Source organism: Pedobacter sp. (assembly GCF_965279535.1).
In the GTDB taxonomy this organism is placed as follows: Bacteria; Bacteroidota; Bacteroidia; order Sphingobacteriales; family Sphingobacteriaceae; genus Pedobacter.
Map to the genome: position 1 here is coordinate 5,263,996 of NZ_OZ257244.1, position 21,698 is coordinate 5,285,693.

Below are 21,698 nucleotides of genomic sequence, written 5' to 3' on the forward strand. Positions count from 1 at the left end.
AATTTTGAATCAGAGAATGTGCAGATTTGCAATGTGGTTTGATGGTTATTGGGCATTGGTACATTAGTCATTAGTCATTAGTCAATAGTTTAATAGTATTGGTGATTCAATTGGCCAGTCATTCAAAATTCAATCATTATTATAATAATATGTTTAACCGAATTCATCATATAGCCATTATCTGTTCAGATTATGTGCGTTCTAAGGATTTTTATGTAGAAAAATTAGGGTTTACTGTTCTGGCGGAAGTGTATCGGGAGGAACGGAAGTCTTATAAGTTGGATTTGGCTGTTAATGGACTTTATCAGATTGAACTGTTTTCTTTTGAGAATCCGCCTGCCCGCCCATCAAGGCCGGAAGCCCAGGGTTTAAGGCACCTGGCTTTTGAAGTAGATGATATTGAGTTGGAGATTAGGCGGTTAAATCAACAAGGTATTACTACAGAACCTCTGCGTATTGATGAGTTTACAGATAAGCGCTTTACTTTTTTCAATGATCCGGATGGATTGCCTTTGGAGCTGTATGAAAGGTAAGTATAGTCATTACCCTTTTTCAATAAGTATTCCGCTATATGAGTGTTTTTAAGTTTAAGCAGTTTGAGGTAGATCAGCAGGGTTGTGCCATGAAGATCAATACAGATGGGGTATTATTGGCAGCAAAAGCAAGTCATCCCTCACCTGCTGAAATATTAGATATTGGTACCGGTACAGGGGTGATAGCGCTTATGCTGGCTCAGCGGTATCCTGCGGCCCGGGTAGAAGCAATTGAAATTGATGAACAGGCCGCTTCAACTGCCGAATATAATTTTCAGCAATCAATTTTTAAAGACCGTTTGGTTGGCAGGCATGTGGCTATTCAAGATTACGTTAGCGATAAGCAGTTTGACCTGATTGTTTCTAACCCGCCATTTTTTCTCAACGATTTACGGAGTGAAGAACGGCGTAAAGGGATTGCAAGGCATGCAGATTTAGACTTTTTTAACGCCCTGGTTGTTAAATCTTCGGGATTATTAAATGATGGGGGAAGGCTCTGGTTAATTCTTCCGCCTAAGCAAGCTGATTTGGTAGTGGGTATTGCTGCATTGAACGGTATGAGCCTGCTGGAACGGATTCAAATCCATTCTGATGAAAGTAAGCCTGTTTTCAGACAGATTATTGTACTGGGTAAGGCGAATGTTGAGTTGCTTGAAAGCCATTTTTTTATTTATCAGTCATTTCAGCAATATACTAAGCCTTATGAGCAGTTGTTAAAAGATTTTTTTCTGGCCTTTTAATCAGTAACTGAAAAAGTATACTAAATGCTAAAATGATATAATAATTTTTCATTACTTGTCTGTACTTTTCGTTTGCAAACAATGCCTTTAAACATGAAATATCAGCAGCCGTTTTTGATGAAGAGATATATTTAATGCGTTAAAATGCTGTAAAACAACATTACATATTGCTATACATAATGAAAAAAATTGGATTAATTTCGGATACACATGGTTTTTTAGATGAGGCTGTTTTCAAGCATTTTGACAAGGTTGACGAAATCTGGCATGCGGGAGATTTTGGGTCCAATGTGGCAGCACCTTTGGCAGCTTTCAAACCGCTCCGGGGAGTTTATGGAAATATAGACGATGTTGAGATCAGGACTGAGTTTCCAGAACAAAATCGATTTACCTGTGAAGGGGTGGATGTTTGGATGACTCATATTGGTGGATATCCCGGCCGGTATTCTAATTTTGTTAAGCCTGAAATTTACACTAAGCCTCCGAAATTATTCATAACCGGTCACTCTCATATTTTGAAAGTGATGTATGATGAAAAGATAAAATGTCTGCATATAAACCCCGGAGCGGCGGGAAAACACGGTTGGCACAAAGTGAGAACCCTGATCCGTTTTTGCATTACTGACGAAAATATTCATACCTTAGAGGTTATAGAGTTATCGGGTAGATAATGTAAAAAGTACACTAAGTATGGTTTGCGGCGTAAAAACATTAGGACAATTTATTATTGAAAAACAGGCAGATTTCCCTTATGCCAAAGGAGAATTATCAAGGCTACTGAGAGATATCGGTATAGCTGCAAAGATCGTTAACCGTGAAGTAAACAAAGCAGGGTTAGTAGACATTTTAGGCGATGTTGGAACGACTAACATTCAGGGAGAGGAGCAAAAGAAATTAGATGTTTACGCCAATGAGCAGTTTATTGCGGCATTAACCAGTGGTGGAGAGTGTTGTATTGTAGCCACGGAAGAGGAGGATGAAATTATTCATATCGAATCTCCGGTTTCACAAAATGCAAGATACATCGTTTGTATTGATCCCCTGGATGGATCTTCTAATATTGATGTTAACGTAGCGGTTGGAACCATATTTTCTATTTATCGCAGGAAATCGGTAGATGGAAAAGCGATTTTGAAGGATGTTTTGCAAAAAGGTACAGAGCAGGTAGCTGCCGGCTATATTATTTACGGTTCTTCTACCATGCTGGTTTATACTACAGGTAAAGGTGTAAATGGCTTTACCTTAGATCCTTCAATTGGTGAGTTCTGTTTATCGCACCGCAAATGAAAATTCCTGAAACGGGTTATATTTATTCAGTTAACGAAGGTAACTATGTCCATTTTCCGGATGGTGTTAAGAAATACATCAAATATTGCCAGGTAGAGGATACTGCATCTAAACGGCCTTATACTTCACGTTACATTGGTTCTATGGTAGGAGATATTCACCGTAACCTGATTAAAGGTGGAATTTATATTTATCCAACTACTTCGAGTTCGCCTAACGGTAAGCTACGGTTGCTTTATGAGTGTAATCCTATGGCTTTTATTATTGAGCAGGCCGGGGGCAAAGCCAGTACCGGTTTTGACAGGATTTTGGACATCGATCCATCCGAACTTCACCAGCGTGTGCCCATTTTTATAGGTTCAAAGCACATGGTAGAGAAGGCTGAAGAAATGATGCATATTTATACACCACAACCCCTTTCCAGCGACGAAAAGGTAGAAGTTAAACTTGAAAATTTAGGTGTTGTTGGCGGAATAGATTAATAATTATACGCTTGCCTTAGTACGTTCTACTTCAAATACAGTATCAATGGCCAGGTTTTGCCTGTCTTGCGATGCTGCCACAGCTAAACGGTCGCAACGCTCATTCTCTGGATGGTCGTTGTGACCCTTTATCCAGATAAATTTCACTTTGTGGAGTTTGTATAGCTCCAGAAAACGAATCCAGAGATCTTTGTTCTTCTTATCCTTAAAGTTTTTGGTTTTCCAACCGAATACCCATTTTTTTTCTACTGCATCCACCACGTATTTAGAATCGGAGTATACGGTTACATCTTGATTTAAACTTTTTAATGCTTCTAAACCTTTGATTACTGCAAGCAGCTCCATGCGGTTATTGGTTGTCATTCTGAAACCACCACTCAGTTCTTTATAGTGCTTTCCAGCCCTTAGTATTGTTCCATAGCCACCTGGCCCTGGGTTTCCGCTTGCTGCTCCGTCTGTGTAAATCTCGATCATAAACAGAACAAAGCTAAGTTTTTCGGGTTAAAATCTATGACGATCTCATTTTTAAATCTTAATGCGAAAATTAAATCCATTGAAAAATAGCCAATTAAATATTTTTTGCTGTTGAACATTAAATTTTATTTGCAGGTAATATTAAAAGTCGTACTTTTGTGACACCAAAAAATACGGTGGATGTAGCTCAGTCGGTTAGAGCATCGGTTTGTGGTGCCGAGGGTCGTGGGTTCGAGCCCCATCTTCCACCCGTAACGGGGCAAGAGATTTTTAATAGTCTTTTGCCCCTTTTTTTTGCTTTTAACTCTTTGTTTTGGGGAATATCTGACGCACCATTGCCCAAGCCCCTCTAAGAGTTTTCTTTGGCGGCCTGGCTTGTCATCTAAGACTTCCAGTCCGGGGCAGACCGCCTTGGCTTCGGCTGCTTTCATATCAACTTCCAGGCCTACCCAGGGGGCTGACTGCGGTGATTATCATGCGCCCATGATTGGGGGCGGGGCGAAAACAAAGGGCACTTCTTTAAGCTCAGGCCTGCGGATAACCAGCCAGTCAGCCAGCAGCTGACGGAAAAATATGGAAACAAAACGCCTTTGCATAACCCATTATGCAATTTGCCTGTCCTTTAGATCAGACCACATCACATTTTCTTTTGATTTTTTTATTTCTTCGAATTTTTATCCGGCCCACTCCAGGATGAAGCTTCCCGGGTTGCCATTACGTACTTTCAGCAGCTCAACCTGCCAGCGGGGAAATCCAAGGCCAGGCATACCGTCTTCGGTCTGCGAAGGTAGGGGACTGATTTTCCACCTTGCGTTGGCTACGGTGCTTGCAGTTTTGTTTCCATCTTTTCGAAGGATAAATCCAGTTACGCCACTGGATTCTACGGCAAGCTGCGAGATTCAATAAGGATGACATTGTGAAGCTCGGCTAAATAGGGGAGCAAATCCCTTACACTTCAGCGCTTCTTCTGTGATCCAGAGTACATCTTTCTCCTGCTGCACATCTACAAAGATGATACTTTCCGGCACGACCTTGAACAGCGCGAGTGAAGCGGGGATAACCTGCGCGAGGTACTGACCCATACGCAGTCTGACCCGTTCTCCATGAGCACTGACAGCAGTCCGTCGATAAAGCCGTCACTTGCCGCAGAATCCTCAGGGACTACGGTAAAATTCATGGATTGCTGTTTTAGGGAATACACCAGATAGAAACGAATTTTCGATCTCGCCTGGGCCGATCTTTTCAGCCTTGCAGACGGCTGCAGGCTTAAAGCCTAGCTACAACGGGATATCCTGCTGCAATTTTTGAAATTATTCTCCTTTACCAACTACCATATCTGTACAATTTTTACACTAGTGTCAACGGTTAGGCTTGAGTACCAAGAGCAAAACTGTGCGTTTGCCTATTTGCCGTCTGGCATCCGAGCACTATCTTTCAATGTTGCCGTCTGGGTTACAAAACATTAAGATCGAAGACCGGGTGAGGGGGTGTGTGGTGGCGTGACTGAACTAAAAAGATAATCCATATTAATAATGTTCAAAAAATATCCCTATTTGACCAAATAATATCCCTCCTGGCAGTTAAGCTTTGCGAAATTGTACTTCGTAATGCTACAGGTATTCAATCGGTACCGGGCATTTTAGCTAACCAAGTATTTATCCCGGTATAATGCCTCAGGCATGAATGCCACAAAACCAAAACTATGAGATAGGTTCATGCCAACAGTACACAGTCCAAAAACTTTTTAGGTGATCCTGCCTAATCTTCTAACCATTTATATGATTTAATTATGACTACAAATCTATTCTACTCCAGTAGGGAACAATGTTATTTGAAAAGGCATTTTTTCCGGTGGGTTGTATGCCTAAGTTTTTTCTGCTTTTTGATGATCAACTTAGCCGCATTTTCACAACAAACGCAAAAAAGCATTACCGGTGTTGTGCGCGATGAGCAAAACAAAACCCTGCCCGGGGTAAGTGTGCAGGTTAAGGGAACAACGCTTGGGGCAGTAACTGATGCCCAGGGACGTTACACCATTAAAGTAAGTTCAGCAGATGCCATTTTGGTATTCTCCTCCATCGGATCTGTCAGTGTTGAAGAAAAGGTGATTAATCGCAGTAACATTGATGTGGTTTTGAAAGAAACACAGAACACGCTGAATGATGTGGTAGTTATTGGTTACGGAACAGTGAAAAGGCGCGATTTAACAGGATCTGTAGCTTCGGTAACCGGAAAAGATATTGCTGCAACGCCGGTGCCTAACATTGGACAGGCGATGCAGGGTAAGCTGCCTGGGGTAAAAATCGTTACTCAGGATGGCCGACCGGGTGCTGATATTTCCATCCGGATCAGGGGTGGGGGGTCTATATCGCAGAGTAACCAACCATTGATTTTGGTTGATGGGATCCCAGGATCGTTAGGTGATATACCCAGTGACCAGGTGGAGAGTATAGATGTACTGAAAGATGCATCTTCTACCGCTATTTATGGCGCCAGGGGCGCAAATGGTGTAATTTTGGTAACCACAAAAGCCGCTAAGGCTGGAAAAACCAATGTAACGTATAATGGTTATGTTAAATTTAACCGGCCAACAAAATATCTGGAATCTTTGAGTCCGTATGAGTATTTAAAGTACGTATGGGCCAATACTGCAGCCAATGGTGTGGCATACCAGACACCCTTTGAGAAATTATATGGCTTGGGTGCAAACGCAGGTAATAATGCGGGCGGGATAGAAAGCTATCGAGGTCTAGCTTCTGATGATATACAAAAACAGGTTTACAATGAATCCGTATCCTGGAATCATTCCCTAACCCTAACAGGAGGCACAGATAAAACCAAGATATTATTCTCTGCTACCTATGTAGATGATCAGGGGATGAAGATAAACTCTTACCTCAAACGGGCAAATGCCACATTTAAGGTTACTCAGAAAATATCTGATAATTTAACCTTCGATTTAAATACACGCTACACCCGTACGCCAGCCCTGGGCGATGAAGGCACCACTACGGGAATGGGCTCCATACTTTCGTCTTCCTACCGTTTCCGGCCAATTGCAACAGAACACATATTGGGCGATCTTGCTGCGCTGAGAACGGGAAACATTGAAAGTTATGGTAAAAATTCTTTATGGGATAACAATAGTCCGTATTCACGCCTCAAGGATTTTGATCCCTACTCTAAAAACCAGAATGTAGTGGCCATCGCTTCTTTGAACTGGGGAATAATAAAAGGCCTTACTTATCATACCGATTTCAGTTTAAACACTGCCTGGGGACTTAGACAATATTGGACTGGCGCCATCTACAACAACTATGCAGATGATATTTCAGGCAATAAGGTCTATTCTGGTGCAGTAGATTACCGTAAAACAGATAGCTGGGGAATGCGCTGGACAAATATCTTAAAGTATGAACGGGTGATTAATGCAGCTAATAAGTTCGATGTAACCGCAGGCTATGAATTCGCAAATTCGGGCGGAACAAGCCTTTCGGTACAGGCAGCCAGATTCCCTTCTAACTTTACCAAGGAAACCGCCTTTGCGCAAATTAACCAATATGATAAGCCCACTAATTCTTTTGGTTTTTCATCTGATGTGAGTTTTCCAAACCGCATGATTTCTTATTTCGGACGGGCCAATTATTCGTTGTTTGACCGGTATCTGTTTACCGTAACTTTCCGTACTGATGGCTCATCGCGCTTTGCACCCAATAACCGCTGGGGATATTTTCCTGCTGCGGCCATTGCATGGCGGTTTTCTGAGGAGGCTTTCATGAAAAACATTAAATGGATTGATGATTTAAAAGTAAGAGCATCTTATGGTGAGGTAGGCAACGATGGGATTAGTCCGAGTTTATGGACACAGGCCTGGGGTTCCGTAACCGATGAACGTTCGCAATATGCCATTAACCATGCCCGCCAGTCTGCCTATCAGGTTAATGCTGTGCTGGCTAATAAAGATTTGAAGTGGGAAACGACCATTACCCGGAATATAGGTGCTGATTTCTCTTTGTTTGGCAATCGCATTTCTGGTACCGTAGAAACTTATTGGAACACCACAAAAGATCTGTTAATGGATACGCCCATCCCCGGTATAACGGGCTTTACTTCTACCACAGCCAATATCGGGCAAACGAGCAATCGCGGGGTCGAAATATCACTAGCAGGAACACTATTTAAAACAGAAAATTGGAAGGTTAGTGCAGGGGGAAACATCAATTTCAATAAAAATAAGATCGATAATTTGGCCAGCAATATCACCGGGCTTTATGGATCTGCCTGGGCAGGTTCAGCAGCATATCCCACTGCAGATTATATATTGAAAGTGGGTAGTCCGGTAGGTTTGGTGAGGGGTTTAACTTACGATGGTTTTTACACACCGGCAGATTTTACCTATAACAACGGCTTATATACTTTAAAAAGTGGAATTGCAGATGTGGGCGCTACCGTTACCGGTGTTGTTCATGGGCTTAGCACGGCTAATCGTCCGGCATCCCAGGGTGCCTATCCGGGGCTTCCTAAATTCAAAGACCTGGATGGAAACGGCAAAATTGATGATAACGATGTAGGGATTATTGGCAATATGAATCCAATCCACACAGGTGGATTTAATTTAAACGTAGCTTATAAAAGCTTTGATTTAGGAATGTTCTTTAACTGGAGCTACGGAAATGAGATTTATAATGCAACCAAGCTGGCTTCTCTATCCGGACCTAAAGAAGCTGGAGTATATGAAAACAAACTGGCCATTTCTAACGGATCTTATAAGATTTACGATGTAATAAACGGTCAGCTGGTGCGATTAAATACACCAGAGCAGTTAAATGCGGCCAATGCCAACGCAACACTTCCGCTGGCATATAATGAGGGGGGAATTACTTCAAGCTTAGGGATAGAAGATGGTTCTTTTCTCCGTTTAAATACGCTTACGCTGGGGTATCGGCTTCCAAAGGCCCTGATTTCAAAAGCTAAAATGAGCAACTTTTACATTTACGGCAGTGTGTACAACGTATTCACCTTAACGGGATATTCTGGACTGGATCCTGAGGTAAATAGCAGTGAAAATGCCAACCAGGCCAAATACCCTACAACAGGCTTAGATTACGGCGCTTATCCGCGCGCCCGTTCCTTTGTTTTGGGTCTTAATGTTAATTTTTAATAGAAAAGAGAATGAAAAAGTCAATTATATATATAGCAGGTATTGTGTGCTGCATTAGCTTTAGCCAGTGTAAACAAGAGTTTTTGGATGCAAAATCGCCATCCAGCGTTGATGATGAGTTTGTGACCACCACGCCGGCAGAAACCTTTAAAATATTGAGCTGGTGTTATGCGAATTATCGTCAGAATGCGGTTATGGGCTTGTACCGTTGGAATGATCCGGTTGGCTCGGATGCCGAAATTTATCCCGAAGATGGCTCTTCCAATAACCTGAATGCCATCATGCGTTCAGATCAATTGCCCATTGACGCCATTATAGGTGGTTTTAATGGTTTGTATGCTACATTATCCCGTGCCAGCAAGGTAGCCGAACTGGTGGGGGCTAAATCGGCATATCAGGAAGATGTAGCCGCAGGAAGGGTATCTAGCTGGACCCAGCTTTATGGAGAAGCAGTTACCTTGAAGGCTTTCTGTTATTTTGAACTCATTAAACGTTTTGGAGATGTGCCGTACGGATATGAGAACAAGGTAGTGGATGATTATACCTTAACTTCACGTTTTACCATTTACGATAACTTAATTAATGAACTTAAGGTGGTGGAACCTCTGATGCATAGACTGGGAGAAGGGAATATAAATGCTGAACGTTTATCCAGGACCTTTTGTAATGCTTTGATAGGTCAGCTGGCCTTGTATGCTGGAGGATATCAAACCATCCGTACAGATGTGAATGGCTTATATGGGGAAGTAACTTTTACCAGGAAGGGCAATGAAGCGAATAAATGCGTTTATGCCCGCCGAACAGATTACCTGAATTATTACCAGACAGCAAAAACGTATTTTCAAAAGGCGATAGACAATAAAGGTACGGCCCAACTGATCGTTGCCGATGGCAGAGCGGTAGCCAATAATCCCTTTCAGCGCAATTTCCAGTATTATCATGATTTTCAGGTAAGTCCTGAATCTATATTTGAATTAGGCAACATTCAGGGCGGGGCGCTGACGACCACCAGTGAGTATACCTATGCATTTGGCAGGCCATCAGACGGAGGAAGTGCAAATGCAGCGCCTACAAAGGTATTTGGGGCGGTTCGCATTGTGCCTACAGTTTATTATGGCGAATACCTGAAGGCAGATAAAAGGAGGGATGTTAGTGTTGCGGTAACCGGAAGTAATGGCGATGGAAACGAAAAAATGCTTTCTTTTATTCCCGGTAACAAGATTACAGGCGGTATTTCTACCAATAAATGGGACGACAACCGGATGAACCCGCCATTTGTTGCGGCACAGCGAAATTCGGGTATGAACTGGCCGATGTTAAGGATGGCCGATGTTATTTTATTGCTGGCCGAGGTTAAAGCTGAACTTGGTGAAGCAGATGCAGTAGGTTTGGTTAATCAAATCAGACAAAGGGCATTCGGCAGCTCCAGTTATAATATCCAGGCCCTCTCCGGGCAAGCCCTAAAGGATGCCGTTTTGAAGGAACGCAAGTTTGAGTTACTGGGTGAAGGTACCCGCAGATGGGATTTGATCCGTTCGGGCACTTTTTCTGAAAGGGCAATTGCTGTACAACAGGAGATGACCGCCATGACCAATGGTTTAAAAGCTCAGGGATACTATACTTTTAGCAATGGTAATACCATATCTAATTATATCTGGGTCAAAATGGTTAACCTAGCCAATCCCTTGACTTACGATTGCCTGGACACAACCAATACGGCAACCTATCCGGCATGGCGTGGGCAGTTCAATTATAGCTCTCTTCCTGCTGTAAGTAGTAAGGTGGTGGGTACCAATCATAATATTGCTATTGAAGGCTTGTTCCGTTACATTAATCCAGCCAGTGCTGAGGCCATTGCCCTGCAAAACAACGGATATGTTAAAACCAATTGGGCTATCGAACTGATTACCTATGAAGCGGCTTATAAAAGAAACCTGCTTTCGGGCATTACCTCAGCTGGCGATCCACCCCGGTATTACTGGCCTATTCCTGCAGAAACGATCAGACAGTCGAAAGGAAAAGTGACCAATGGCTATGGTTTGGCGCAGCAATAAGCACGCATTGATTTAATGAAATTACTTAAGGGGTAAATAACAGTCGTTTAGCTTTACTGGCAGATCAGCAACAACGGCTGACTGCTAAGTAGTAAAGGATACTTATCATAGAATATTAAAATGTCAAAGCAAAAAATAACCATAGCACTACTCTTGCTGGCTGCAGGCTATCTCGCTGCAGGCTTCATTAATAAAGATCCACAAGTACACATTTATATGGCTGGTGATTCCACCATGAGTGATAAAGCGAAATCAGCCCGACCGGAAATGGGTTGGGGAACTCGAATGAATGACTTCTTTGATTCTACTGTAGTCATTGTTAACAAAGCCCAAAACGGAAGGAGCACGAAAACATTTATTCAGGACGGACTATGGAGGTATATCTCAGAAAATGCTACCCGTGGAGATTATGTCCTTATTCAATTCGGTCATAATGATGAAGTTCCTTCTAAAAGTAGTTATACGAGTGAAGATGAATTTCGTGAAAATTTAGAAATGATGGTTTTCAGTGTGCGAAAAAAGGAAGCAATTCCTGTTCTTATCACACCTGTTGCCCGCCGCAAGTTCGATTCTTTGGGAAAGACAGTGGATACACATGTTCAGTATGCCGCAGTTATGAGATTAGTTGCTAACAAGCACAAAGTTACACTAATCGATTTGGGAAAGGAAAGTCAGCTTCTTTTAGAAAAATTTGGTGTTGAAGATTCCAGATACCTGTTCAATCACCTGTTGCCTGGGCAAAATCCAAATTATCCGGAAGGGAAGATTGATGATACGCATCTCAACGAGCTCGGGGCAAGGAAAATGGCGCAAATCGTACTCAAGGATTTGAGAAAAATCTTTCCTGACCTTAACAAGCGTGTGGTAAAATCTAACTGGGGCAAATAATGTTAATGATAAGAAAATGAAGAAAAATATATGGCTTCTGAGCACGGGAATGCTAATAACCATTTTACTGTGTTCTGTCCGCAATAAATTTACCACCATCTACCTGATTGGTGATTCAACGGTTTGTGATCAGGATATTAAACGTTATCCCGTTACGGGCTGGGGGACTCCTTTTGCGGATTACTTTAACAACGAGGTTGTAGTAAAGAATCATGCGAAAGGAGGACGGAGCACCCGCACTTTTCTGGAAGAGAACCGCTGGCAACCAATAGTAAATGCATTGAATCCAGGTGATTATGTTATGATCCAGTTTGGACATAATGATGAAGCTAAAGAACCACAATACGCCGCGCGTTATACATCTGTCCCCGATTACAAAAGAAATCTGAATAAATTTATTCATGAAACCAGGGCAAAAGGAGCCTTTCCAATTCTTATTACTCCGGTGAGTCGCAGATCTTTTAAAGCAGGTATTGCGCAACCCACACATCAGGATTATACTGCCGCAGTTTTAGCGCTCGGTGAAGAGCAAGCGGTACCGGTTGTCGATCTGGATGCTAAAAGCCGTGAGCAATATCAACTTTTAGGCGAAAGCAAATCCAAATGGCTTTTTATGGAACTGGATTCGGCAGAACATCCCATTTATCCTCTTGGAAGACATGATAATACACATTTCAATGATTATGGGGCCCGGGTAATGGCTGAAATTGTATTGAAAGAAATTAAATCATTAAAACTTCCACTGGCTAACAGTATAGTTAAGGGGAATAAAGCAAGAACTGTGAGGTAGACGGCCCATTGCTCTAAGTTTAATAATGTAGACACTAACAGGATAACTTTTTCCGCTGTTTTGGATAGAATGTGCCCTTTTTTGAACAAAAAATACACCACGTGCAATGGGGGCCTTAGTAACTTTGACCCCAATACGATTGCCATTAGGCTTAAATCACACCATTGCGCTAACCAGATATCTATCATTAAATGAAGAAATTAATTTTATTATTGGCTTCCGTATTGTCTATTTACGGATCTGTTTGTGCGAAAGAAATAATAACTGAAAAAATAATTACTGTATCGCAAGATGGAAATGCAGATTTTAAAACCATTCAGCTGGCGGTCAATTCTGTTCGGGATCACCTTCAGGGGAAGGTTACTATTAAAGTTGCCGCAGGTGTTTACCACGAAAAATTAGTTATTCCCGCCTGGAAGAAAAACGTCAGGATAGCAGGAGAAAGCAAGGAGAAAACCATTATAACGGGAAATGATTATTCTGGCAAAGATTTTCCGGCTAAAGACTTTACAGGCAACGCTAAGTACAGTACCTATACTTCCTATACCGTGCTTGTGCAGGGAAACGACTGTACGATGGAAAATTTAACCATTGAAAATACGGCTGGAAAAGTAGGGCAGGCAGTAGCACTCGCTGTAGAAGCTGATCGCTTCAGGGCCATAAATTGTAATATAACCGGTAACCAGGATACCCTTTACTGTGCTAAAGATGGCAAAAATTACTTTCAGTCCTGCCTGATCACAGGGACGACAGATTTTATATTCGGGGAAGCTACTGCGGTTTTTCAGCGGTGTACATTAGAAAGTTTAGCGAATTCTTATATCACTGCCGCCTCTACCACTGCCCGGCAGCCATATGGTTTTGTCTTTTTTGATTGTGAACTAACGGCTAAACCAGGGATTGATAAAGTTTATCTGGGAAGACCATGGCGGCCCTACGCCAAAACAGTTTTTATACGGACCACAATGGGGGCACACATTACAGCTGATGGATGGCATCCATGGCCGGGAGATCCTGAGTTTCCAAATAAGGAACGAACGGCTTATTATGCAGAATATGGCAGTACAGGCCCGGGCGCAAATACTAAGGGAAGGGTTAGTTGGGCAAAGCAGCTTAAAAAGTCAAATATGCCGGATTTTGAAATCAGCAAAATCTTTGGAGACTGGAACTATGCATCTTATTAACAGATCATCTGCTCCCTAAAATTTATGATAAAGGCTATTTATACAAATATATTCTAAAAAATATTCGACCCATGAAAATATCTCAATTCGCAAGGCTGGCAGTGCCTAAGCCTACAATTAATCACCAATACCATCTTGGGGGGCTTAGAGAAGCTTTAAAAGCCAAAAATCCGATGGAGCTTTTGATTGATACTTTAGAAGAATCAGGCGCTCAGGTATATGTTAAAAAACATGACTATTTTATTTCGGAACGTCTGGGTGGAATACCTGTTCGGTTAAAGGGGAAAGCGAGGGATGAGGTTCGGAAATCTTACGCATGGTTAAGGATATTGCCGAAAAAAGAGTTCATGGTAAGGGCCGAGTCAGCTGTTGCCGATCGCGGGGCCATTTGTATCCATAAAAAGGATATGGAGATGTTACAGCTTTCCAATCTCTGCTTAAAAGCGATTGTACTCATTCATGAAGAAGATGTGTTCGCCAATATGGCGCAGCTCCCTTATTCAAACCATGCAAAATCTTTTCAAGAGGGCTACCTCATTGCCGGACCATATTCAAATCTATCGCTAATTGATCATTCATTAAGAAAAATCCCGGATCTAACCGTATATATCATTGCCAGAAAAAAAGATAGCGTAAAAAAGGGAAAGAAATACATCAGTAAATTCAATACACCGATCAATAAATTAATCTAATGAAATTAATGGCCTTTATCTTGATTTGCTTTGTGTTAGGCTCAGCAAATGCGCAAGAATTTATTCCGCTATACCCAAACAAAAAAATACCCAACTCTAAGGGTAGTAAACGCAAAGACAGCATTGCCAATGAGCGTGTTTACCGTGTTGCCACCCCAGGTATGTATAGCTTTTTTCCCTCCAGGCAAGAAAATAAGGGAGCGGCTGTGGTGATCTGTCCGGGTGGGGGCTATGAGCGATTGGCTTACCTCATCAGTGGTACGCAATTGGCCAAATGGTTTAATACCTTAGGTATTTCTGCGTTCGTGCTCAACTATAGGTTACCTAATGATTTAGATCTGGTTGAAAGGGAGAAAGCGCCTTTGCAGGATGCCCAAAGGGCAATTAAATACATCAGGAGTAATGCCGCCAACTGGGGAATTAAGCCGGATAAGATCGGAATTCAGGGTTCATCTGCGGGCGGACATTTGGCCAGCCTGGCCGGAACGGCAACTGCCGATCTGGTTAAAATCGGGGACCAGCTCGATACCGTTTCCTATCGTCCTGATTTCATGATCCTGGTTTCTCCGGTGATTGATATGGGTAAATATGCACATAAGGGCAGCAGAAAGAATCTGTTAGGCGAAAACCCCAGTGCAGAAAAAATAATCCAATACTCCACCCAATTGCAGGTTAGTGCCAATACACCGGTTTGCTTTATCGCAGATGCATTTAACGATAATGCTGTAGATCCACATAACAGTATCTTGTTTTTTCAATCCTTACTGGAGCACCGGGTAACAAGTAGTCTTCATGTATTTCCACAAGGGGCACATGCCATTGCGTTGCGAAACAACCCGGGGTCGGCAGAATTGTGGACTTCCCTTTGTGAAAAATGGCTGGTCGAAATGTCTATTATCCCACTGAGTTTAACCAAATAAAAACATCAAATGAAAAACACCATAATAACCCTTGCGCTAATTGTTTCTCCGCTTGTTCTTCTTGCCCAAGGTAAAAAAAGCAATGCTTACTCCTGGGATAAATTGCCTGCGGTTACCCGACCTGTTTTTAATAAAGATACCTTCAATATTGTGCAACATGGGGCAGTGGCCAATGGTTTACAGTTAAATACTGATGCCATTAATAACACCATCGCTATTTGTAGTAAAAAGGGAGGAGGAACCGTGCTTATTCCTGCTGGAATCTGGTTAACCGGACCAATTTATCTTAAAAGTAATATCAATTTACATTTACAACGCGGCTCAACATTGCTGTTTACGACAGATAAAAGCCAATATAAACTCATAGCAGGTGATTATGAGGGAAAAAGTGCAGCCAGAAATGAATCCCCCATTAATGGAACAAACCTGGAAAATGTTGCCATAACAGGTAAGGGCATTATTGATGGAAATGGCGATGAATGGCGTGCAGTTAATCAATCGCAGCTAACCGCTCAGCAATGGAAGGCCAAAATAGCATCAGGTGGCGTATTGAGCGATGACCAGAAAGCCTGGTTCCCCAGTGAGCAGTTTAAACAGGCGCATCAGCAAGGTAAAAGTATGCTGATAAAGGACACTAAGGATTTAACCGCTTTTGCAGGTATAAAAGATTTTCTAAGGCCTAATTTACTCGTGCTTAAAAGTTGCAGAAAGATTTTGCTGGAAGGGGTAACTTTTCAGAACTCCCCGGCATGGTGCCTGCATCCCATTATGTGTGAGGATTTGACGATATCGGCCGTTACAGTTAAAAACCCTGCCTATGCCCAGAATGGAGATGGTTTAGACATTGAATCTTGCAGGCGGTTTTTAGTGGAGAACAGTGTATTGGATGTTGGTGATGATGCCATTTGCATCAAATCTGGTAAGGATGAGGAGGGCAGAAAACGCGGAATCCCATCTTCAGAAGGGATTATTAAAGGCAACACGGTTTATAACGGACATGGCGGAGTGGTAGTGGGCAGTGAAATGAGTGGCGGTGCCCGCGATATCTTTATTGAGAATTGCACCTTCATTGGAACAGATAAGGGACTTCGGTTTAAATCTACCAGAGGCAGAGGAGGAGTAGTAGAGAATATTTATGCCAGGAATGTGTATATGAAGGATATAAAACAGGAAGCGATATTTTTTGACATGTTCTACTTTGTGAAATTTGCCACTGATGGTCAGCGGAATGAAACACCAAAGGTTAATGAAGGTACACCTGTTTTCAGGAACATGGTTTTTGACAACATCAATTGCAATGGCGCCAAAGTGGGTGTTTTCATCAGGGGTTTGTCTGAAATGAATGTTCAGGGCATAACCATTAACAATTCCTGGCTCGTTGCAGATTCAGGTGTAGAACTTACAGACGCTGCTGATATCAAAATGACCAATTTGCGATTGGCCACTGAAAGTAAACAGCCATTATTGAAAATTACCAATTCGCGGAATGTTACTTTTGATAACCTGCAATACACCACAGCCGCTCCGGCACTTTTATTAATTGACGGGGAACAGAGTGAGCAGATCAGGATTTTAAATACATCACTCCGCCCTGCTGATAAGGTATTGGAATTGAAAAATGGTGCATCGGAAAATGCAGTAAGCTATAAGTAGCTATTGGTTAATTGGAGATATAATCGATGCTGATCAGCTATAATTTCGTTTCCAGTTTAAGATTTTTGATTAAATTACAAAGCCAAATGTTTTCAGGACTCAGGATAGTTATCGTTTGTTTTGCGCTGCTTGTAGCTTCACAATGCGGTGCGCAACTGGTATTGAATACCTATCACTATTCTACACAAGATGGACTGGCAGATAACAGGATCACGGTTATTACCAAAGACCGCGACGGTTTTATGTGGTTTGGTTCATGGGCAGGCATATCTCGTTTTGATGGCTATCAGTTTAAGACCTTTAAATCCTATCCGGGTGATAAATCTCCGCTTAAAAGTAACCGTATTGATGAAATAGTAGAGGATGGCAAAGGACAGTTTTTATGGTTAGGGGCCTATGATAAGCATATTTACAGGTTTGATAAAAGATCAGGTGTTTTCGTTTCTCTGGCTCAATTGCTTAACGATAGTGCAGTAGGTAAGATTACCTTTTTGAAAATACTGGCCGTTTCTGGTGCAGATATCTGGTTTAAAACAGAGAATTCTGGCTTATTACTGCTAAAGAATTCATCGAGTGATCATCCGCAGGCCATTTGGTTTTCGGAAAAAGCAGCGGGGGGGCACAAAATTCCATCCAATGCGATTAATATTTTTCACCTCGATCCAAATAAAAATGTTTGGATCACATCCACCCGGGGTACTCATTTATTGCAATGCGATCATCAGGGTAATTATGCGCTCAAAGAGATTGACGAATTTAAAGGGCTCAGGGCCACTTATTTTGCCAATACCAAAAATGGTGTGGCTCTCGGTACTTCCAATGGTTGGCTGTTAAGTTTTAACCGTTCTTTAAAATGCATCCAAAAGCAATTGGTATCTTCAACAGCGATTAATCACCTCATCGAATCCCGTACCGGAAATGTTTACTGCACTACTGCCGCTGGTAAGCTCCTCGCAATAGATAAAGCCAATGTGGTCCGAACGCTGTTCAGTACCAGGGCATCGAGCCCACTGGGCTATATGTTTGAAGATTCTTCAGGAGGGCTTTGGATAGGTTCACCACGTCATGGCGTAATTAGGTTCGATACCTCCAAAAATAAGGCAGATTATTTTTATCCTGAAAAGGATTATATCGTTCATGAAGGAATAAAGAATTTTACAGCTTTTGAAGACCGGGCAGGAACAGTGCACATCAATTTTGATGGGCAGATTAGTTTTTACAACGTTCAGGAGAGGAAAATGGAGTTGTTGAGCGCTAGACTGGCTAATTATCCGCGATCAAAAAATGTGGTGCGTTTCTACTACGATCCGATTGGTGTACTTTGGCTCGGGTCTGGTTATGAGGGTATTGATAAGATGGTTTTCCAGGAAAATCCATTTAGCTACACATTGGTGAAGCCCTCGAGTGCAGATCGGGAAAGCAATGAAATAAGAGGTGTTTTTAGCGACCTTAACGGTAACCTCTGGATGGGAAATAAGCGTGGCGAATTATTTATGAGCCAGAATGGTAAGGCTGCGCCTACTTATTTAGGTGGGGCACTGAGCAATAATGCCGGTATCTACTTTATTAAAGGTACGCGTTCAGGTAAAGCCTGGCTGGCCACCAAGGGAAACGGACTTTATTATGGAAGCCTGAACCAAATAACAGAGATGAATGCCTTAAAGCATTTCGCAGCTGATCCTAAAAATAAGGATGCCATCAGCAGTGATGCCATTTATTGTATACTTGAAGATAGAAGAGGCAAAATTTGGGCTGGAGCTTTCGACGAGGGCTTGATTCGGATTGACGACAATAATGGTGAATTTAATTTCAAAACCCTTAAGAATGGTTTTAAAAACTATCCGAAAAACGAATTTAGAAAAGTCAGGCATCTGGCGGAAGATAAAAATGGGCTGATCTGGATTGCCACAACAGATGGATTACTCATTTTCGATCCGCAATCGACCTCAACTGATAATTATGTATTTAAGGCTTACAAGAAAGAACCGGGCAATATTAACAGCCTTGGTGGAAATGATATCCAGTACATTTATCCGGATTCGAAGGGGCAGGTATGGGTACTGACTACGACCGGTGGATTGAATTTAGCTGTGGGATCAGATCCCATGAAATCTCTGTCTTTTGTAAACTACTCTACAAGAAATGGCCTGCCAAGTGATTTTTTATTAAGCTGTATTGAAGACAGAAATCATAACCTTTGGATCGCCACGCAGAACGGTCTGAGTAAAATGTCTGCCAACAGGAAGAGTTTCCAGAATTATAATCAGAGCGACGGTCTTGACCTCTCTAACTTTTCAGAATCTTCCTGTACCCGGCTTCCAGATGGCCGGTTGGTTTTCGGAACAACCAGTGGTTTTCTGTCGTTTGATCCGGATGCCATTCATATCGTTAAAGTTTCGGCCCCAATGGTGATTACTAAACTGCAAATAAACAGTAAAATAGTAGAACCAGGGGAGGATTCGCCACTTCAATTCCAGGTTGATTATACCAAAAGGATTGAGTTAGATTACGATCAGAATACGCTGAGTATAGATTTCGCAGTTTTAGATTTTCATGCCACCGAAAAACAAACCTATGCCTACCGGCTATTGGGTTATGATGAAGTATGGCGGAGTACCGAGGGGCAACGCAGTGTGAGTTTTACCAAGCTACCTCCAGGTAAGTACACTTTTCAGGTAAAAAGCCAGAACGACGAGCTTTACAGGGATATCCCGGTCAAGTCATTGGAAATTATTGTCAATCCGCCATTCTGGAGAACCTGGTGGGCTTACTTGTTTTATGTGGTAATTTTGGGCGGTGTGATCTTACTGCTGCGCCGCAATGCCTTAACCATGTTAAAACTGAGGCAGCGGGTTGCAGTTGAACAACAGGTTGCCGAATTAAAGGTCGATTTCTTCAATCAGATATCGCACGAGTTGCGAACCCCCTTAACCATGATTATAAGTCCTAGTGAAGAGATTCAGCAAAGCGAGACTTTATCACCAAAAGGGACCGAATATATAGCCGTTGTGCTTTCCAATGCACGTAGAATGCTTCATTTGGTGAATCAGGTACTTAACCTGCGCAAGGTGCAGAGCGGTAGAGAATCTTTAATTAAAGCCGAAGTTGACGTGATTGCTACGATCAAAGAATTGATTTTCAGTTTCAAGGAAACCATCGATCGCAGGAGCTTGTCTATTGATTTGGTGGCCGAAAGCCATACGCTGAATGCCTGGGTAGATCGACATAAATTTGAAGTAATCTTCTATAATTTACTGGGGAATGCCATCAAGTTTTCTGATGATGGAGGTCGGATCTGGATTAAACTGGGAACATCTGAACGTTCAGGTTTTTTTCAAATCACCGTTTCGGATGAAGGAACAGGGGTGAGCGACAATGATTTGCAAAGCATGTTTAGCCTGTACTTTCAAGGGAGCCATTTACCGCAAACGGGAATAAAGGGTACCGGGATAGGGCTGGCGTTATCCAAAGAGCTTGTTGATATGCATGAGGGCAGGATATGGGCTGAGCACAATAATCCGAAAGGGCTCAAAATCATATTGGAGCTCGAGCAATCCCGTGTGGCGCACAGCTATCAGTACAATGGTACTCAACCGAACAAGGAAGAGGAACTGACTACTGACGAAGATGATTTAGATGCCACTAAAAGAGAAACCTTGCCAACCTTACTGATTGTAGAGGATAATGAAGACCTGCAAAAATTCCTTAAAGACAAATTTCTGGACTCGTATCACGTAACAACGGCTTCGGATGGAGAAGAAGGTCTAGAAATGGCCAGACGAATACTCCCGAATTTGATCCTGTCAGATATTATGATGCCCAAAAAAGATGGGATCGAACTTCTTGATGCGCTAAAAAATGATGTGTCAACCAGCCATATACCCGTAGTGCTGCTCTCCGCTAAATTTTCGATCGAAAGCCAGATTGAGGGTTTGAGATATGGTGCCGATTACTATCTGGCCAAGCCATTTAATTTCACACTGTTGAAAGCTGCGGTAGATAATATCGTGAGCCGGAGAAAACAGGCCTTTCAGCAAATACAGGATAAAGATGAGGTTGTGGAAACCGAGAACGTACTTACAGAATACGATCGGGTATTCTTGAGTAAAATACTTGAAGTTGTAGAAAATAACCTGAACGAGCCAGCATTCAATATCGATGATGTTTCCGAATCGATGGGGATGAGCAGATCTGCATTTTACCGTAAGTTTAAGAGCCTCACCGACACGGCACCTATAGATTTTGTTAGGGAAACCAGACTCAGGAAAGGGAAAGAAATTTTAGACGCTGGCGAAAACAATATATCTGTTGTAGCCTATTCAGTTGGTTTTAGTAGTCCAAAGTATTTTACACTTTGCTTTAAAAATCAATATGCACAAACCCCTTCCAATTATCTGAAATCTATCCGAACACTAAAAAAGAGTAAAAACTAATTGTCCTGTTTTATTCATTTCTCTACCCGCCTTATTTTATAGTCTCATTTCAATTCGAAAAGTACACAAAAGCCCATTTTGACGGGTTTTAATGGCCTGTTGAATAAAAAATATCCCTTTTAGAACTGAAATTATCCCATCCAAAATCCAGTTCATGGCTAGGTTTGAACTAGTCAGTTAACCTGATCTAACCAGATATTTCCGTAACCGAATTTCCAAGCTCAAAACTGTTAGGTCTATTTCCTGATGCTTATTACCAACGATTTAAACTAACCTAAGCCTCAAATAATGGAAACCTAAATGATAATCTCGCCTTAATATTTTCGCTATTAATGTTAAGGGACTGCAATAGCAGGTAAGCAAACCAAACAGACGTATCGCATTTTCGCAGATCATGCCAGCGTCAT

Annotated in this window: 13 protein-coding genes, 1 tRNA gene and 1 pseudogene; 14 read left to right on the forward strand and 1 reads right to left on the reverse strand. The window is 42.0% G+C overall.

Annotated elements, in window-relative coordinates; genetic code table 11:
- Positions 1-149 precede the first annotated feature (149 nt).
- From gloA2 to fbp, 4 genes and pseudogenes are all read left to right on the forward strand, one after another.
- The gene (gene gloA2 / locus ACQY77_RS21855) at positions 150-533 is read left to right on the forward strand and encodes an SMU1112c/YaeR family gloxylase I-like metalloprotein (RefSeq protein WP_421940196.1); all 384 of its coding nucleotides are present in this window, start codon (positions 150-152) and stop codon (positions 531-533) included.
- Positions 534-571: 38 nt separating this feature from the next.
- Entirely contained in the window at positions 572-1,273 is a 702-nt protein-coding gene (locus tag ACQY77_RS21860; RefSeq protein ID WP_421940195.1) for a tRNA1(Val) (adenine(37)-N6)-methyltransferase, read from the forward strand.
- Positions 1,274-1,452: 179 nt separating this feature from the next.
- Positions 1,453-1,944, forward strand: a complete 492-nt coding sequence (locus ACQY77_RS21865) for a metallophosphoesterase family protein (RefSeq protein WP_421940194.1) — start codon at positions 1,453-1,455, stop codon at positions 1,942-1,944.
- Between the two features lie 19 nt (positions 1,945-1,963).
- Positions 1,964-3,042, forward strand: a pseudogene (gene fbp / locus ACQY77_RS21870) (class 1 fructose-bisphosphatase).
- Between the two features lie 3 nt (positions 3,043-3,045).
- Here fbp and rnhA read toward each other — a convergent pair.
- Positions 3,046-3,516 (reverse strand): ribonuclease HI, encoded by a 471-nt coding sequence (gene rnhA / locus ACQY77_RS21875; RefSeq protein WP_421940192.1) that lies wholly within the window; start codon positions 3,514-3,516, stop codon positions 3,046-3,048.
- A gap of 175 nt (positions 3,517-3,691) precedes the next feature.
- Here rnhA and ACQY77_RS21880 point away from each other — a divergent pair.
- The 10 genes from ACQY77_RS21880 (at position 3,692) to ACQY77_RS21925 (ending at position 21,291) form a co-directional block, all read left to right on the forward strand.
- Positions 3,692-3,767, forward strand: a tRNA-His gene (locus ACQY77_RS21880).
- Between the two features lie 1,634 nt (positions 3,768-5,401).
- Positions 5,402-8,677: a SusC/RagA family TonB-linked outer membrane protein gene (locus ACQY77_RS21885; RefSeq protein ID WP_421940191.1), complete on the forward strand. Its 3,276-nt coding sequence runs from the start codon at positions 5,402-5,404 to the stop codon at positions 8,675-8,677.
- A gap of 11 nt (positions 8,678-8,688) precedes the next feature.
- Positions 8,689-10,731, forward strand: coding sequence for a RagB/SusD family nutrient uptake outer membrane protein (locus ACQY77_RS21890; protein WP_421940190.1), 2,043 nt, complete (start codon positions 8,689-8,691; stop codon positions 10,729-10,731).
- A gap of 120 nt (positions 10,732-10,851) precedes the next feature.
- The gene (locus ACQY77_RS21895; RefSeq protein ID WP_421940189.1) at positions 10,852-11,619 is read left to right on the forward strand and encodes a rhamnogalacturonan acetylesterase; all 768 of its coding nucleotides are present in this window, start codon (positions 10,852-10,854) and stop codon (positions 11,617-11,619) included.
- Between the two features lie 16 nt (positions 11,620-11,635).
- A complete protein-coding gene (locus ACQY77_RS21900) occupies positions 11,636-12,409 on the forward strand; it encodes a rhamnogalacturonan acetylesterase (protein WP_421940188.1) in 774 nt (257 codons plus the stop codon).
- Between the two features lie 191 nt (positions 12,410-12,600).
- Complete coding sequence (locus tag ACQY77_RS21905; RefSeq protein ID WP_421940187.1) at positions 12,601-13,593, forward strand: pectinesterase family protein; 993 nt, start codon at positions 12,601-12,603, stop codon at positions 13,591-13,593.
- 71 nt (positions 13,594-13,664) lie between these two features.
- Positions 13,665-14,285: a hypothetical protein gene (locus tag ACQY77_RS21910; protein ID WP_421940186.1), complete on the forward strand. Its 621-nt coding sequence runs from the start codon at positions 13,665-13,667 to the stop codon at positions 14,283-14,285.
- 8 nt (positions 14,286-14,293) lie between these two features.
- Positions 14,294-15,205 (forward strand): alpha/beta hydrolase, encoded by a 912-nt coding sequence (locus ACQY77_RS21915; protein WP_428430112.1) that lies wholly within the window; start codon positions 14,294-14,296, stop codon positions 15,203-15,205.
- A gap of 9 nt (positions 15,206-15,214) precedes the next feature.
- Positions 15,215-16,858 (forward strand): glycoside hydrolase family 28 protein, encoded by a 1,644-nt coding sequence (locus tag ACQY77_RS21920; RefSeq protein WP_421940184.1) that lies wholly within the window; start codon positions 15,215-15,217, stop codon positions 16,856-16,858.
- Between the two features lie 86 nt (positions 16,859-16,944).
- A complete protein-coding gene (locus tag ACQY77_RS21925; protein ID WP_421940183.1) occupies positions 16,945-21,291 on the forward strand; it encodes a hybrid sensor histidine kinase/response regulator transcription factor in 4,347 nt (1,448 codons plus the stop codon).
- The last annotated feature ends 407 nt before the right edge of the window (positions 21,292-21,698 follow it).